We start from the raw sequence: 14,142 nt of genomic DNA on the forward strand, positions 1-14,142 counted from the left end.
ACGTCACAATAATTGCGGTGGCGCAAACCGTCGGTTCTGCAGCACCGGCAAACGCTCGCGAACCCGCGCAAGGTAGTCTGCGGAAATATCGGCATAGATCAGCTGCGGCTCGCTCCCCGCGCCCGCCACGGTGGTCCCCAGCGGATCGACGATGCGGCTCTGCCCGATGTTACGCGTCCCGCATTCGCCTGCCGCCACGACGTAGCAGGTCGTGTCCAGCGCGCGCGCCGCCAGCAGCGTCGCCCAGTGATGCTCTTTTTTCGGCCCTTTCACCCATGCGGTGGGCAGCACCAGCAGCTGCGCCCCGTTCAGCGCCAGCGACAGCGCCAGCTCCGGAAAACGCAGATCGTAACAGGTCATCAGGCCAACGCGGAAACCCGCCACTTCAATCACCGGCGGGATTTGCCGGCCGGGATCCACCCGCCGGGACTCCTGCATTGCGAAGGCATCGTATAAATGAAGTTTGTGATAATGCGCAATAACCTTCCCTTCACGCAATACCACCAGCGTGTTGGTTGCTCTCCCCTCCCCCGACGGCACATGCAGCGTCAGGATCGTCGTCAGGCCGTTACGCGCGCTCTCGGCCAGCAGCAGCTGTAAAAACTCCCCATCCAGCGTTTGGGCCGATTTCACCGACAGATCCGGGTCGTTGTCATCACGTGCCAGCAACGCCTCCGGCAGCACCAGCAGCGCCGCCCCTTCACGCGCCGCCTGCTGCATCATCGCCACACAAGTTTGCGCATTCGTCCGCCATACTGGCGTGACGATAAACTGCCCTGCCGCTACCCGCATGTTTTTCTCCCGTCAGGTTATGAATAGCCAATTGCGCCCGTTGCGCGCTACACTTGACACTCTCTTACATCAAATAGCAGGAAACGACCGTGTTTCAACTTCTTTGCGCCGTTTTTATTGGCGGCGGCACCGGCAGCGTTTTGCGCTGGTGGCTCGGCATGAAGCTCAATCCTGTGCACCATGCTATCCCGATTGGGACGCTGACTGCCAACCTGTTAGGCGCCTTTGTGATCGGCGCCGGGCTGGCGTGGTTTAATAGACTGACCGGCATTGACCCGATGTGGAAACTGCTGATCACCACGGGTTTCTGCGGCGGGTTGACCACCTTCTCCACCTTCTCTGCGGAAGTGGTGTTTCTTCTGCAGCAGGGGCGAGTGAGCTGGGCGCTCCTCAACGTCGCGGTGAACTTGCTGGGCTCGTTTGCCATGACGGCTGTCGCCTTCTGGCTCTTCTCGCAGGCCGCCAGCCGCTAAAGGCGTAATCAACAGGCAAAAAAAAACCCGCTGATTAGCGGGTTTTTATATTCTACTGACGCGTTGCTTACAGAGCGATTACGTTTGCAGCAGAAGGGCCTTTGGCACCGTTAGTGATTTCGAACTCTACGCGCTGACCTTCAGCCAGAGTTTTGAAACCGTTGGACTGGATTGCAGAGAAGTGTACGAATACATCTTTGCTGCCATCTTCCGGAGTAATGAAACCGAATCCTTTGGACTCATTAAACCACTTAACGTTACCTTTAATCTTAGACATCAAAATTACCTTTATATGAAAAATCGACACTAATGCTGTGTCGGGTATCAGTACACCAATTGTGGTACCTTTTGTCCAGTGCAACTTTGCTAAAAAGTGATAAAAGTCGCTATCTTTTTTAGTGGGTAACGCTTTAGTCCTTGTTTTTCCACAAGACGCATCGCTTATCTCATTTATTGCTAAGACTTAGCGAATTAAAACTGTATGCGAGCCCAGGCGAAGTAAACGTTACCGTTATTGTAGGTACCGGGAATATAGGTCATCTGGAACGTTGCCGGACCGTAACCTATTGACGCTAAGGGCAAGATCACCGGAATCGGGATGTAGTTCCAGTTATCGCGCGCCGTCACCCCGAGGGTATAGCCGAGACCGAGGCGGAAGTTCTGGTCCGTCAGCGGACGCCAGGTTTTCTCCCAACCGTAGCCGCCGATGGGTTCCCACTTATTGAAAGAGTCTTTAAACGCCATCAGGTACAGGCCGTGCCAGTTCCCTTTCTCATCCCAGCGCGAAACGCCGAAGCCTGCCCCCCACGGACGTTCGTTATACTTGTCCGTCTTTTCCTTATCATAAGCAAAGCGCGCGTGCCAGGTGATGGCTGGAACGTACAGATCATAGTGCTCCGGCTCATTCCAGGTCTGCGCAACGTTATTACTTAAGGTATGGTAACCTTCGCTAAGGGTCGATGAAAACGACGCGCTGGCGTTTCCGGATACCAATAACCATCCTAAAAAACCAAGAGAAAACAATGAAAAACGACGTAACATCAACACTTTTCTATTACCACTTTCATTTAAAAGCCACCTAAGATAGCAAAGATAGTCTCAATACAGGTTGAACGAAATAAGGCAAACTCCTGATTTTCGCCCGCTGACCATCAGAACCGCTTAACTATCCATCTGGTGATTATATCCAGGCGGGACGGGAGGGGCGTAGTTCTTATCGCTTTATTGATTTGCATCAGCGAGTTTCGTCCGTTTTTTCGGCACATTCGCACATTAAAATTTGGTGTGGCGCTTTTTAACTACATATTCTTTGGGCTTAGGGGAAATGAATGCTGACGTTTGTTGAGATCCTGATCGGGATTGCGGTCATTTTGGGCGTCGCCCGCTATATCATTAAGGGCTATTCAGCCACCGGCGTGCTGTTCGTCGGCGGCTTAATATTGCTGATCGTCAGCGCCCTGCTGGGTCATAAAGTCTTACCAGGCAATACCGAGGGCACCGGTTACTCCGCCACTGACATTATTGAATACATTAAGATTCTACTCATGAGCCGTGGCGGCGATTTGGGTATGATGATCATGATGCTGTGCGGCTTCGCCACCTATATGACGCATATTGGCGCCAATGATATGGTGGTGAAATTAGCCTCAAAGCCATTGCGCTATATCAATTCGCCCTATCTGCTGATGATTGCCGCCTACTTTGTCGCCTGCCTGATGTCGCTGGCCGTCTCCTCCGCGACCGGCCTCGGCGTCCTGCTGATGGCGACGCTGTTCCCGGTGATGGTAAACGTCGGTATCAGCCGCGGTGCGGCGGCGGCCATCTGCGCCTCCCCTGCGGCGATTATCCTTTCGCCTACCTCGGGTGACGTCGTGCTGGCGGCAAAAGCGGCCGAAATGCCGCTGATCGACTTTGCCTTCAAGACCACGCTGCCGATCTCCATCGCCGCTATCATCTGCATGGCGATCGCCCACTTCTTCTGGCAGCGCTACCTGGATAAAAAAGAGAACATTTCCCACGAAATGCTCGACGTCAACGAGATCACCACCAATGCCCCGGCGCTGTACGCCATCCTGCCGTTTACCCCGATTATTGGCGTACTGATCTTTGATGGCAAATGGGGGCCGGAACTGCACATTATTACCATCCTCGTCGGCTGCATGCTGCTGGCGGCGATCCTCGAATTCCTGCGCGGGTTCAACACCAAAAACGTCTTCAGCGGACTGGAAGTCGCCTACCGCGGGATGGCTGACGCCTTCGCCGGGGTGGTGATGCTGCTGGTCGCCGCCGGCGTTTTTGCTCAGGGATTAAGCACCATCGGCTTCATCAACGGTCTGATCTCCATCGCCACTTCCTTCGGCTCGGCCAGTATTATTCTGATGCTGGTGCTGGTGATCCTGACCATGCTGGCGGCGATGACCACCGGCTCCGGCAATGCCCCGTTCTACGCCTTTGTCGAGATGATCCCCAAGCTGGCGCACTCCTCCGGCATCAATCCCGCCTATCTGTCGATCCCGATGCTGCAGGCCTCTAACCTTGGCCGCACGATCTCGCCGGTCTCCGGCGTAGTGGTGGCCGTCGCCGGGATGGCGAAGATCTCCCCGTTCGAAGTGGTCAAACGCACCTCGGTGCCGGTGATGGTTGGCCTGCTGGTGGTGATTGTCGCGACCGAGATCCTCGTCCCGGGCAGCGCGGTCCACTAATGGTCTAACCACGTGAAAAGGCGCCAGCAGGCGCCTTTTTTATGCTTTAATAACTCCCCGTTATCTTTTGCCATCCACAATCAGGAATAAACATGTTCAGGAAGGAATTCGCCGCGCTTGCCCTTGTGCTTACCGCCACTCAGGCCGGCGCTGAACCGCTCACCGCGACGCGATACGCTGATTTTGACCGCTATGTCCTGGCCCTCTCCTGGCAAACCGGATTCTGTCAGAGCATGTATGACCGTAACCGCAACGAACCGGAAGAGTGCCGCCTGCAGCAGGAAACCGCGAATAAAGCCGATTTTCTGACCGTGCACGGTCTGTGGCCCGGGCTGCCAAAGTCCATTGCCGCGCGCGGAGTGGATGAACGACGCTGGATGCGCTACGGCTGCGCCACGCGCCCGGTACCCGACATGCCGGAGGTGAAGGCGAACCGCAAATGTCAGGCGGCGGAGACGGGATTGTCGCTGGAGATGGCCAACAAACTGAATAGCGTAATGCCGGGTGCGGGCGGCACCTCCTGCCTCGAACGTTACGAATATGCCAAACATGGCGTCTGCTTCGGCTTCGATCCCGACAGCTATTTTGGCGCCATGGTGCGCCTGAACGGGGAAATTAAGCGCAGCCCGGTTGGTGATTTCCTTGCCAAACACTATGGCCAAACCGTCAGTCGGGCCGACTTCGACGCCGCCGTGGCCCGCGCCTGGGGTCCGCAGAGCGTGAAGGCGTTTAAATTAACCTGTAACGGTAATCCTGCCTATTTGACCGAGATGCAAATCTCGCTCAACGCCGCGACCATCAACGCCCCACTGGCCACCTCCGCCTTTCTGCCCCAGCCTCACCCGGGTAACTGCGGCGCGCAGTTTATCCTCGATAAGGTTGGCCACTAGCGCAACGCGGCATACTGTTCAGAAAACGCCCTTCGCCGGAGGCGTTGCGCGCTGATTGTGCGTTTCATCACTTCAAACTGCCGGCAACTCTCAGTATGATGGGGGAACCTTAACCCTTGCCTTTTTCGGCGAGGGTTTTCTTTTACGGACAGGTTCCTGGATAACATGGAGTATGCAATGACCAGACCCGCAATCATCATTAACGAACTGGATGCCGAACGTATCGACAGGCTGCTGGAGCAGCCGGCTTTCGCCAGCTCGCCGGTTGCCGATGCCCTGAACGACGAGCTCGACCGTGCGCAAATGCTGGCGCCGGAAGCGATGCCGCACGATGTCGTCACCATGAACAGTACGGTTAAATTCCGCGATTTGACCAGCGGCGAAGAGCGCGTGCGGACGCTGGTGTTTCCGACGCAGGTGACCGACAGCGCCAGCCAGCTCTCCGTCCTCGCGCCGGTGGGCGCCGCGCTGCTCGGCCTCAAGGTCGGCAGCACCATTCACTGGGAGCTGCCGGGCGGGGCGTCGACGCACCTAGAAGTGCTGGCGCTGCTGTACCAGCCGGAAGCCGCTGGCGAATTCCACCGTTAATCCCCGCTGCCTGAGGCGTATCGCGCTTTATTCAGAGGATGTCCACACATCCTCTTTCTGCTGTCTTCCCCCGCTAACTTTTTTTACGCTTTGCGCCTGCCTGACTGACAGTTTTGCGACCTGAATGACACAATATCCGCATATAATATGTTGATATAGACGCAAACGAACAAGGAGGATTGCATATGTATAAGACTATCATTATGCCGGTTGATGTCTTTGAGATGGCGCTGAGCGATAAAGCCGTCCGGCATGCGGAGTTTCTGGCCCAGCAGGACGGGGTGATCCATCTGCTCCACGTCTTACCCGGTTCAGCGAGCTTCACGATGAGCCGTTTTACCGCCGACCTGCGGCGTTTTGAGGAACATCTGCAGCACGAGGCGGAAACCCGCCTGCAGACCATGGTCAGCCATTTCAGCATTGACCCATCGCGGATCAAGCTGCATGTGCGTTTCGGCAGCGTGCGCGACATGGTCAACGAACTGGCCAGCGAAATAAACGCCGACGTGGTGGTGATTGGCTCACGCAATCCCTCCATCAGTACCCACCTGTTGGGCTCCAACGCCTCGAGCGTCATCCGTCACGCCCATATCCCGGTGATGGTCGTCAGGTAAGGCTGAGGAAAAGCGCATAAAAAAAGAGGCTACCCCTGGGTAGCCTCTTTGTTATGCAGGTCTATTGTCTGACTTGTTATGCGGTTTTCGTGCGGATCAGGTAGTCGAAGGCGCTCAGCGACGCTTTCGCCCCCTCCCCTGCCGCGATGATAATCTGCTTGTACGGCACGGTGGTGCAGTCACCGGCGGCGAATACGCCTTTAACGTTGGTTTCGCACTTCGCATCGATGATGATCTCGCCCATGCGGTTACGCTCAACCGCGCCTTCCAGCCAGGTAGTGTTAGGCAGCAGGCCGATCTGCACGAAGATGCCCGCCAGCGCGACGTGATGCTCATCGCCGCTCACCCGGTCACGATACTGCAGACCGGTGACCTTGCTGCCGTCGCCTTTCACTTCCGTGGTCTGCGCATTGAGAATGATGTCGACATTCTTAAGACTGCGGACTTTATCCTGCAGCACCTGGTCGGCCTTCATCTCCGGTGCGAATTCCAGCAGGGTCACGTGTTCCACGACGCCCGCCAGGTCGATGGCGGCTTCCACGCCGGAGTTTCCCCCGCCGATCACCGCCACGCGCTTACCTTTAAACAGCGGGCCGTCGCAGTGCGGGCAGTAGGTTACGCCCTTGGTGCGATACTGATCTTCGCCCGGCACGTTCATGTTGCGCCATTTCGCCCCGGTGGCAATGATGACGCTGCGCGCCTTCAGCACCGCGCCGGAGGCGGTTTCGATCTGATGCAGGCCGCCCTCAGTCGCCGCTGGCGTCAGTTTGGTCGCGCTCTGGGAGTCGATCACATCGACGTTATAGTCGCTAACGTGCGCTTTCAGGGCCCCGGCCAGCTTCTGGCCTTCGGTTTTCGGCACCGAAATGTAGTTTTCGATATCCACGGTATCCAGCACCTGGCCGCCGAAGCGCTCGCCCATCAGGCCGGTACGAATCCCTTTACGCGCAGAGTAGACCGCGGCCGCCGCGCCGGACGGGCCGGAACCGACGATCAGCACATCGTAAGCGTCACGCTGATTCAGCTCTTCCGCTGCGCGTTTTTCCGCACCGGTGTCCACTTTGGCGACGATTTCCGTCAGCGTCATCCGCCCCTGACCAAACTCCTGGCCGTTCATGAACACCGCCGGCACGCCCATCACGTTGCGCTCGGTGATCTCATTCTGGAAAGTACCACCGTCAATCGCCGTATGTTTGATACGCGGGTTGAGCACCGCCATCAGGTTCAGCGCCTGGACCACGTCCGGGCAGTTATGGCAGGAGAGCGAGTAGTAGGTTTCAAACTCGAAGTCGCCATCGATATCGCGGATCTGCTCCAGCAGAGACTGGGCCTCTTTCGACGGATGACCGCCGGTCCACAGCAGCGCCAGCACCAGCGAGGTAAACTCGTGGCCCAGCGGGGAGCCCGCAAAGCGTGGGCCCTGGTCGGAACCGGGGTTAGTAATCAGGAACGATGGCTTGCGTACCGCCAGCGTATTGTCTTCTTTAAAGGTGACTTTGTCTGACAGTTCAGCAATTTCAGCCAGCAGTTCCCTGATTTCTGCCGATTTAGCGCTGTCATCCAGCGTGGCAATCAGCTCAACAGGCTTGGTCAGCTTCTCAAGATAGGCCTTGAGCTGGGTTTTCATGTTGGTGTCGAGCATTGTTATCTCCTGGGCTTAAAACATCATCATGCAAGCAGCCTTGTCAGGCTGCCTGAATGCGCTTGCATCATGGTGTTGGAATGAAATGGGCGCAGGTGCGCCCATGACTGAAGTAATTTCCAAAGTATTTCGCGTCAGAGCAAGGCGGCTAGCCTGAGAATCCCCGAGAGCTTACTGAAGTAAGCGACCGGGGTGAGCAGGCGACGCCAACGCAGCTATGGCATGAAAAACGACGGAAATTTTAATTCACCAGTATTTCGCGTTAGAGCAAGGCGGCAAGCTTATGAACCCCCGGGAGCTTACACGAGTAAGTGACCGGGGTGATTAAGCGCAGCCAACGCCGCTATGATGCGAAAGACGCCGTGATTATTAGATTTTGCCGACCAGGTCCAGGGATGGAGCCAGCGTCGCTTCGCCTTCTTTCCATTTCGCCGGGCACACTTCGCCTGGGTGGGAAGCAACATACTGCGCCGCTTTGATTTTACGCAGCAGGTCAGACGCGTCACGGCCGATACCTTCAGCGGTAACTTCGATCGCCTGGATGATACCCTGCGGGTCAACCACGAAGGTGGCGCGGTCAGCCAGACCTTCATCTTCACGCATGTTGTCGAAGTTACGGGTCAGGGCGCCAGTCGGGTCGCCAATCATCGCGTATTTGATTTTCGCGATGGTTTCAGAGCTGCTGTGCCACGCTTTGTGGGTGAAGTGGGTATCGGTAGAAACAGAGTAAACGTCTACGCCCAGCTTCTGCAGTTCTTCGTAATGGTCAGCCACGTCGCCCAGTTCGGTCGGGCAGACGAAGGTGAAGTCAGCCGGATAGAAGAAGAAGACGCTCCAGCGGCCTTCGGTGTCTTTCTCGGTGACTTCGATGAATTCACCATTTTTGAATGCCTGGTTTTTGAACGGTTTGATTTTGGTGTTAATTAAGGACATCTATACTTCCTCCGTGTTTTCGTTGAGGTCTAAGTTAACGAATTTTTCCTGACCCGACCAATGCGTTTACATTATCGAATCAATAAGTGTTATCTAACAACCGGAACAAGACAACAATGTGAACCTGTCGACGCGTTCAGCGCAGTTCGCTGTTTTTCGCATCATTTGCCGCGACAAAAGTAAAAAGGCCACCCTTTCAGGCGGCCCCGTTACCTGAAATACCCGAAGGTAGGTTCAGCGCCAGTCAGACTGGCTATGTGTTGCGCTCTACATTACCTTAATGTAACAGCATCCAGGATTACATCACCCACGCCAGGAAAGGGCAATCCGTCGTTCTGCTGATCCTGCCTATAACTGTAATAGGTTTGGCAATGTTTCTTCCTTTCCTGCTGATTTTACAAGGAATACTCATGTTAAAACGTCTGCTGTTGCTCAGCCTTTTGCCTTTTTGTAGCTATGCGGAAGAACTGCCCGCCCCGGTAAAAGCAATTGAAAAACAGGGCATTACCATCATCAAACCCTTTGACGCGCCGGGGGGAATGAAGGGCTGGCTGGGGAAATACCAGGATATGGGCGTCGCCATCTACCTCACGCCTGACGGCAAACATGCCATTTCCGGTTATATGTACGACGAAAACGGCAACAACCTCAGCGAGCAGTTATTTCAAAAAGCGCTCTACACGCCGGCGGGACAGGAGATGTGGAAGAAGATGGCCAGCGCCCACTGGCTGCAGGATGGCGACAAAGACGCCCCCATCGTGCTGTATGTCTTTGCCGATCCCTTCTGCCCTTACTGCAAACAGTTCTGGCAGCAGTCCCGTCCCTGGGTGGAGGCCGGTAAAGTGCAGATCCGCACCCTGCTGGTGGGCGTGATCAAGCCGGAGAGCCCGGCCACCGCCGCGGCGATCCTCGCCAGTAAAGATCCGGCGAAAACCTGGCACGATTACGAGCAATCGAACGGCAAAATGGCCCTGACGATACCGAAGGCTATCCCGCCGGAGAAGATGAAAATGCTCAACGTCAATCAGCAGCTGATGGACGATCTGGGGGCCAACGTCACGCCAGCTATTTATTATATGAATAAGGATAATATGCTGCAGCAGGTGGTCGGCCTGCCGGATAAAGAGAAGCTGTCTATTATGATGGGTGAAAAAGAGTAATTTCGTCCCGGTGTGGCGCCTGGCGAATCCGACCGCTGGTGCCACTGCCGATAGTAAGATATATTAAGCAAAACTTAATTTTATTTGCCCACAATTAAATTCACACCGCAAATACTAAGACGCAAGATATTATCGTTAGAAATATTTTAACTTACACTGGCAATAAACAGGACTGTGTTAATGGCAAATCTTTACGATCTGAAAAAGTTCGATCTAAATTTATTGGTTATTTTTGAATGTATCTATCAGCATTTAAGCATCAGCAAAGCGGCGGCGATGTTATTTATCACCCCGTCAGCGGTAAGTCAGTCATTGCAGCGTCTGCGTCAGCAGTTAGACGATCCGCTATTTGTGCGCGTCGGGAAGGGAATGACGCCCACCACCGCCTGCGTGAATCTTCATTACCACCTGCAGCAAAATCTGGAGCAGCTGGAAAAAACGATCAATCTCAATAACCGCTCCGATCTGCGTAAACGTATTGTAATATATGGCCCCCCGCTGTTCTGTTCAGTAAACAGCCACTTTATGATTAACCAGCTTTGTCATCAGGCCAACTTGCAAATTGAACACCATAACCTGACCACCACCGAATCGGCAGAGGAGCTGCTGGCATATCGCCAGGCTGACCTGGTGTTCACCCGAATGCCCATCACCAACCGCGCCACCATCTGTCAGCCCTATCAGACGGTGCAGACCCTCGCGGTGTGTCGGACGAACCATCCGCGGCGCGAGGCGCTCACTTCAGTTGACGCGCTGGCGCAGGAGTTTTTCACCCACTATATTACCAACGATCCCGTTATCCAGCGCGTTCAGCAAAGCAGCACGCCCTGGCTGAACCCGCGTAATATTGCCTTTCGCAGCGACTCTTTTATGACCATTCTTAACATGATCAATAAAACCGATCTGATTGGCTTCTTGCCGTCCTATTTATATGATTTTATTTCGCCAGCCATGCAACTTCACGTCCTCGATATAAACGAACTTTTTCCAGACATTACGATATATATTAACTACCATCAATCATCCGCACAAAATCATTTTTTATCTGAATTAATCACCATTTTAATGAATGACAGAGAGATATCACGCCCCCTACTCAATAACAGCAAATAACGTTCCGACTTATTGCCCCTCCCCAAAGGAAGGGAAAGTCGACCATTAATTTCCCACGCATCATCGTTTATACTGAGCGAACGGGAATCTCTAGTATTAAAGGATTAATGGTCATGTCGTTTATCAAATATCCCTTACCGGAATCGGTGCTGCAGGCGACGGAGCAGCGGATCGATTGGGTTATGGATAATTTTTCACGCATTTGCGTCTCTTTCTCTGGCGGAAAAGACTCTACCGTTATGCTCCATTTAACCGCGCAGGCAGCGCGGTTACAGGGTAAGAAAATCAGCGTGCTGTTTATTGACTGGGAAGCGCAGTTCTCCTGCACCATCGCTCACTGTGAAAAACTGCGCGCCCTCTATCAGGATGTTATCGATACCTTTTACTGGGTCGCCCTGCCGCTCACTACCCAAAATGCCCTGACGCAGTATAAGCCGCAATGGCAATGCTGGCAGCCCGGCACCGCCTGGGTCCGCCAGCCCCCCTCCTGGGCCATTACCCACCCGGGCTATTTTTCGTTTTATCAGCCGGGGATGAGCTTTGAAGCCTTCGTCAGCCACTTTGCCGAGTGGTTTTCACAGCGCCGTCCCGCCGCCGTGCTGGTGGGTATTCGGGCAGATGAGTCGCTGAATCGCTTTATGACCATCTCTTCTCAGCGAAAACAGCGCTTCGCCGACGATAAACCGTGGACCACCTCGGCGCCGGGCGGCCACGCCTGGTACATCTACCCGATCTATGACTGGAAAACCGCCGATATCTGGACCTGGTTTGCTAAAAGCGGCCAGCCCTATAACCCGCTTTACGATCTGATGTATCAGGCCGGTGTGCCGCTGCGCTATATGCGCATCTGCGAACCCTTCGGTCCGGAGCAGCGCCAGGGGCTATGGTTGTACCATGTGCTGGAGCCGGAGCGCTGGGCCGCGATGTGCCAGCGGGTGAGCGGCGCGCACAGCGGCGGCGTCTATGCCGGGCATGATAATCAATTCTACGGTCACCGAAAAATCGACAAACCGGACCATTTGACATGGAAAAGCTATGCGCTGTTTCTGCTCGACAGCATGCCGGAAACCACCGCCGAGCATTACCGTAATAAGATCGCCGTCTACCTGCGCTGGTACCAGAAAAAAGGCATGGAAGAGATCCCCGATACTCAGCCCGCGGACGTTGGCACCAAAGATATCCCCTCCTGGCGACGGATCTGCAAAGTGCTACTCAATAATGACTACTGGTGCCGCCAGCTCTCCTTCAGCCCAACCAAAAGCAGCCACTATCAGCGCTACCGAAAACGTATGGAAAAACATCGCCAACAATGGGGGATATTATGCAACAACAACTAACGCAGGCGCTGGAGGATTTCCTGCAAATGCTGGATGACGAAGCGCGTATCGAGGCTATCAACGCGTTTCGCCAGGTGCTCCACCAACACAGCCCCTTCCGCTCGCAGCCCGTTGACTGTGTGCTGTGGGTCAAACAGGAGCAGGTTATCCCCAACGACTATAATCCGAATAACGTGGCGCCGCCGGAGAAGCGCCTGCTGCAGACCTCGCTGGAGGCCGATGGCTTTACCCAGCCGGTGGTGGTCATCAGGCAGGGACCGCAGGGGTACGCGATTGTCGACGGTTTTCACCGCCATGAGCTGGCCTGCAGCAAAGCGTCGCTGAAAAAAAAGCTGAAAGGCTATCTACCGGTCACCTGCCTGACGCATGAAAACGCCACACGCGACGGGCTGATGGCAGCGACAATACGCCACAACCGGGCGCGCGGACGCCACCAAATCCACGCCATGTCAGATATTGTCCGCGAGCTAACCCGCCTCGGCTGGACGCCGCAGAAGATCGGCAAAGAGCTGGGAATGGATGCCGATGAGGTGCTGCGCCTGAAGCAAATTAGCGGCCTGGCAGAGATGTTCGCCGACCGCCAGTTCTCTCAGGCGTGGACCATAAAGTAACTACAGCTCGCACAAACGCGCCGCCGCGGCCAGCAGGGTCTCCGGTTGTTTGGCGAAGCACAAGCGGATCAGCTTGTGCGGGAACGGGTCGGCGCAGAAGACGGAGAGCGGGATCGCCGCCACCCCAACCTCTGTCGTCAGCCAGCGGCAGAAGCTGACGTCGTCAAGGTCGGAGATGGCGCTGTAGTCCGCCAGCAGGAAATAGGTCCCCTCACAGGGCAGGAGCTCCAGCCGGCTGGGGCGCAGCGCCTCAATAAACAGATCGCGGCGTTCACGGTAAAAGGCCGGTAGTTCTCGGTAGTGATCCGGCGCCTCGCGCAGCATGTCGGCGATCGCCAGCTGCGCCGGGGTATTTACCGAGAAGGTCAGATACTGGTGCACCTTGCGCAGTTCCGCGCTGATGGCCGCCGGGGCCACGCAGTAGCCAACCTTCCAGCCGGTCATATGAAACGTTTTGCCAAACGAAGAGACCGCCACCGCCCGCTCGCGCAATAGCGGATGCGCCAGCACGCTGGCGTGGCCGTCTTCGGCAAAGTTGATATGCTCATAGACCTCGTCGCTGAGAACATAGATCTCGCGTTCGGCAATCGCCTGCCACAGAGCGGCAAAATCCTCGCGTTGCCAGACCGTGGCCGAGGGGTTGTGCGGGGTGTTGAGGATCACCAGCCGGGTTTTGTCGCTCAGCGTCGCGGCAAACTGCTGCCAGTCGACGCGAAAATGCGGCGGCTGAAGGGCAATACGGCGTAATTCGCCGCCGGCCAGCGCCACCGCGGGAGCATAGCTGTCGTAGCTGGGATCGAAACAGACCACCTCGTCGCCGCGGCGCACCAGAGCGGTAATCGCCGCGTACAGGGCCTCCGTCGCCCCGGCGGTGACCGTAATATCGCTGTTGACGTCGGGTCGATATCCATACCGCTCCGCCGTCTTGTCAGCGATCGCCTCACGCAGCGCCGGCACGCCGGTCATCGGGGCATACTGATTCGCCCCCTGCGCCACGTGGTACGCCAGACGCTCCTGAAGATAGCGCGGGCCGTCGAAATCGGGAAAGCCCTGCGACAGGTTTATGGCCTGATGCTGCTGGGCGAGAGCGCTCATCTGGGTAAAAATGGTGGTGCCAAGTGACGGAAGTTTACTCTCTGGAATCAATGGGTTATTACTCATTCTTTTTGTACCGATTGTAATGCTGTTGTTGAAGCCACTATAACACGATGTTAATATTTGGCAATCAAGACGCTTAGACGTCTAAATGCTAATGTTATTCCACGCTACGCCCACTCTGGAGAAACC

General features: G+C 55.5%; 15 protein-coding genes. 9 read left to right on the plus strand and 6 right to left on the minus strand.

The window, feature by feature from the left end; translation table 11 throughout:
* Nucleotides 1-3: 3 nt before the first annotated feature.
* Complete coding sequence (locus L2I46_RS13900) at nucleotides 4-792, minus strand: deaminated glutathione amidase (protein ID WP_236947951.1); 789 nt, start codon at nucleotides 790-792, stop codon at nucleotides 4-6.
* Nucleotides 793-881: 89 nt separating this feature from the next.
* Here L2I46_RS13900 and crcB point away from each other — a divergent pair, with 89 nt between their 5' ends.
* Nucleotides 882-1,265, plus strand: coding sequence for a fluoride efflux transporter CrcB (gene crcB / locus L2I46_RS13905; RefSeq protein WP_002894459.1), 384 nt, complete (start codon nucleotides 882-884; stop codon nucleotides 1,263-1,265).
* Nucleotides 1,266-1,332: 67 nt separating this feature from the next.
* Here the strand turns inward: crcB and cspE are convergent, their stop codons facing one another.
* Together cspE and pagP are read right to left on the minus strand one after the other, a co-directional pair.
* Nucleotides 1,333-1,542 carry a transcription antiterminator/RNA stability regulator CspE gene (cspE, locus tag L2I46_RS13910; protein WP_002439184.1) on the minus strand — a complete coding sequence of 70 codons (210 nt, stop codon included), beginning with the start codon at nucleotides 1,540-1,542 and terminating at the stop codon, nucleotides 1,333-1,335.
* A gap of 194 nt (nucleotides 1,543-1,736) precedes the next feature.
* Nucleotides 1,737-2,258, minus strand: coding sequence for a lipid IV(A) palmitoyltransferase PagP (pagP, locus tag L2I46_RS13915; RefSeq protein WP_223171797.1), 522 nt, complete (start codon nucleotides 2,256-2,258; stop codon nucleotides 1,737-1,739).
* A 335-nt stretch (nucleotides 2,259-2,593) separates the two neighbouring features.
* On the opposite strand from pagP, the gene dcuC reads away from it, so the two are divergent.
* From dcuC to uspG, 4 genes are all read left to right on the plus strand, one after another.
* Nucleotides 2,594-3,967, plus strand: a complete 1,374-nt coding sequence (gene dcuC, locus L2I46_RS13920) for an anaerobic C4-dicarboxylate transporter DcuC (protein ID WP_085551134.1) — start codon at nucleotides 2,594-2,596, stop codon at nucleotides 3,965-3,967.
* A 92-nt stretch (nucleotides 3,968-4,059) separates the two neighbouring features.
* Nucleotides 4,060-4,857 (plus strand): ribonuclease I, encoded by a 798-nt coding sequence (gene rna, locus L2I46_RS13925; protein ID WP_064794473.1) that lies wholly within the window; start codon nucleotides 4,060-4,062, stop codon nucleotides 4,855-4,857.
* 177 nt (nucleotides 4,858-5,034) lie between these two features.
* Complete coding sequence (gene rnk, locus L2I46_RS13930) at nucleotides 5,035-5,445, plus strand: nucleoside diphosphate kinase regulator (RefSeq protein ID WP_032455114.1); 411 nt, start codon at nucleotides 5,035-5,037, stop codon at nucleotides 5,443-5,445.
* 185 nt (nucleotides 5,446-5,630) lie between these two features.
* Nucleotides 5,631-6,059, plus strand: coding sequence for a universal stress protein UspG (uspG, locus tag L2I46_RS13935; protein ID WP_002894401.1), 429 nt, complete (start codon nucleotides 5,631-5,633; stop codon nucleotides 6,057-6,059).
* Between the two features lie 76 nt (nucleotides 6,060-6,135).
* On the opposite strand, the gene ahpF is transcribed toward uspG, so the two are convergent.
* Both ahpF and ahpC read right to left on the minus strand, forming a co-directional pair.
* The gene (ahpF, locus tag L2I46_RS13940; RefSeq protein ID WP_017899084.1) at nucleotides 6,136-7,701 is read right to left on the minus strand and encodes an alkyl hydroperoxide reductase subunit F; all 1,566 of its coding nucleotides are present in this window, start codon (nucleotides 7,699-7,701) and stop codon (nucleotides 6,136-6,138) included.
* Between the two features lie 369 nt (nucleotides 7,702-8,070).
* On the minus strand, nucleotides 8,071-8,634 hold the full coding sequence (gene ahpC, locus L2I46_RS13945; protein ID WP_002894394.1) for an alkyl hydroperoxide reductase subunit C: 564 nt from the start codon (nucleotides 8,632-8,634) through the stop codon (nucleotides 8,071-8,073).
* 410 nt (nucleotides 8,635-9,044) lie between these two features.
* On the opposite strand from ahpC, the gene dsbG reads away from it, so the two are divergent.
* From dsbG to L2I46_RS13965, 4 genes are all read left to right on the plus strand, one after another.
* Complete coding sequence (gene dsbG, locus L2I46_RS13950; protein WP_023288821.1) at nucleotides 9,045-9,794, plus strand: thiol:disulfide interchange protein DsbG; 750 nt, start codon at nucleotides 9,045-9,047, stop codon at nucleotides 9,792-9,794.
* Nucleotides 9,795-9,974: 180 nt separating this feature from the next.
* Nucleotides 9,975-10,907, plus strand: a complete 933-nt coding sequence (citR, locus tag L2I46_RS13955; protein WP_139620555.1) for a DNA-binding transcriptional repressor CitR — start codon at nucleotides 9,975-9,977, stop codon at nucleotides 10,905-10,907.
* 113 nt (nucleotides 10,908-11,020) lie between these two features.
* A complete protein-coding gene (locus L2I46_RS13960; protein WP_101861807.1) occupies nucleotides 11,021-12,244 on the plus strand; it encodes a phosphoadenosine phosphosulfate reductase in 1,224 nt (407 codons plus the stop codon).
* A complete protein-coding gene (locus L2I46_RS13965) occupies nucleotides 12,229-12,855 on the plus strand; it encodes an IbrB-like domain-containing protein (protein WP_236947952.1) in 627 nt (208 codons plus the stop codon). Before L2I46_RS13960 ends, L2I46_RS13965 begins: the two co-directional genes overlap by 16 nt.
* Here L2I46_RS13965 and L2I46_RS13970 read toward each other — a convergent pair whose 3' ends face one another.
* Nucleotides 12,856-14,001 (minus strand): pyridoxal phosphate-dependent aminotransferase, encoded by a 1,146-nt coding sequence (locus L2I46_RS13970; protein WP_074186690.1) that lies wholly within the window; start codon nucleotides 13,999-14,001, stop codon nucleotides 12,856-12,858.
* Between the last annotated feature and the right edge of the window lie 141 nt (nucleotides 14,002-14,142).

It is taken from the genome of Klebsiella sp. 2019SCSN059, assembly GCF_021739525.1.
Lineage (GTDB): Bacteria > Pseudomonadota > Gammaproteobacteria > Enterobacterales > Enterobacteriaceae > Klebsiella > Klebsiella quasipneumoniae.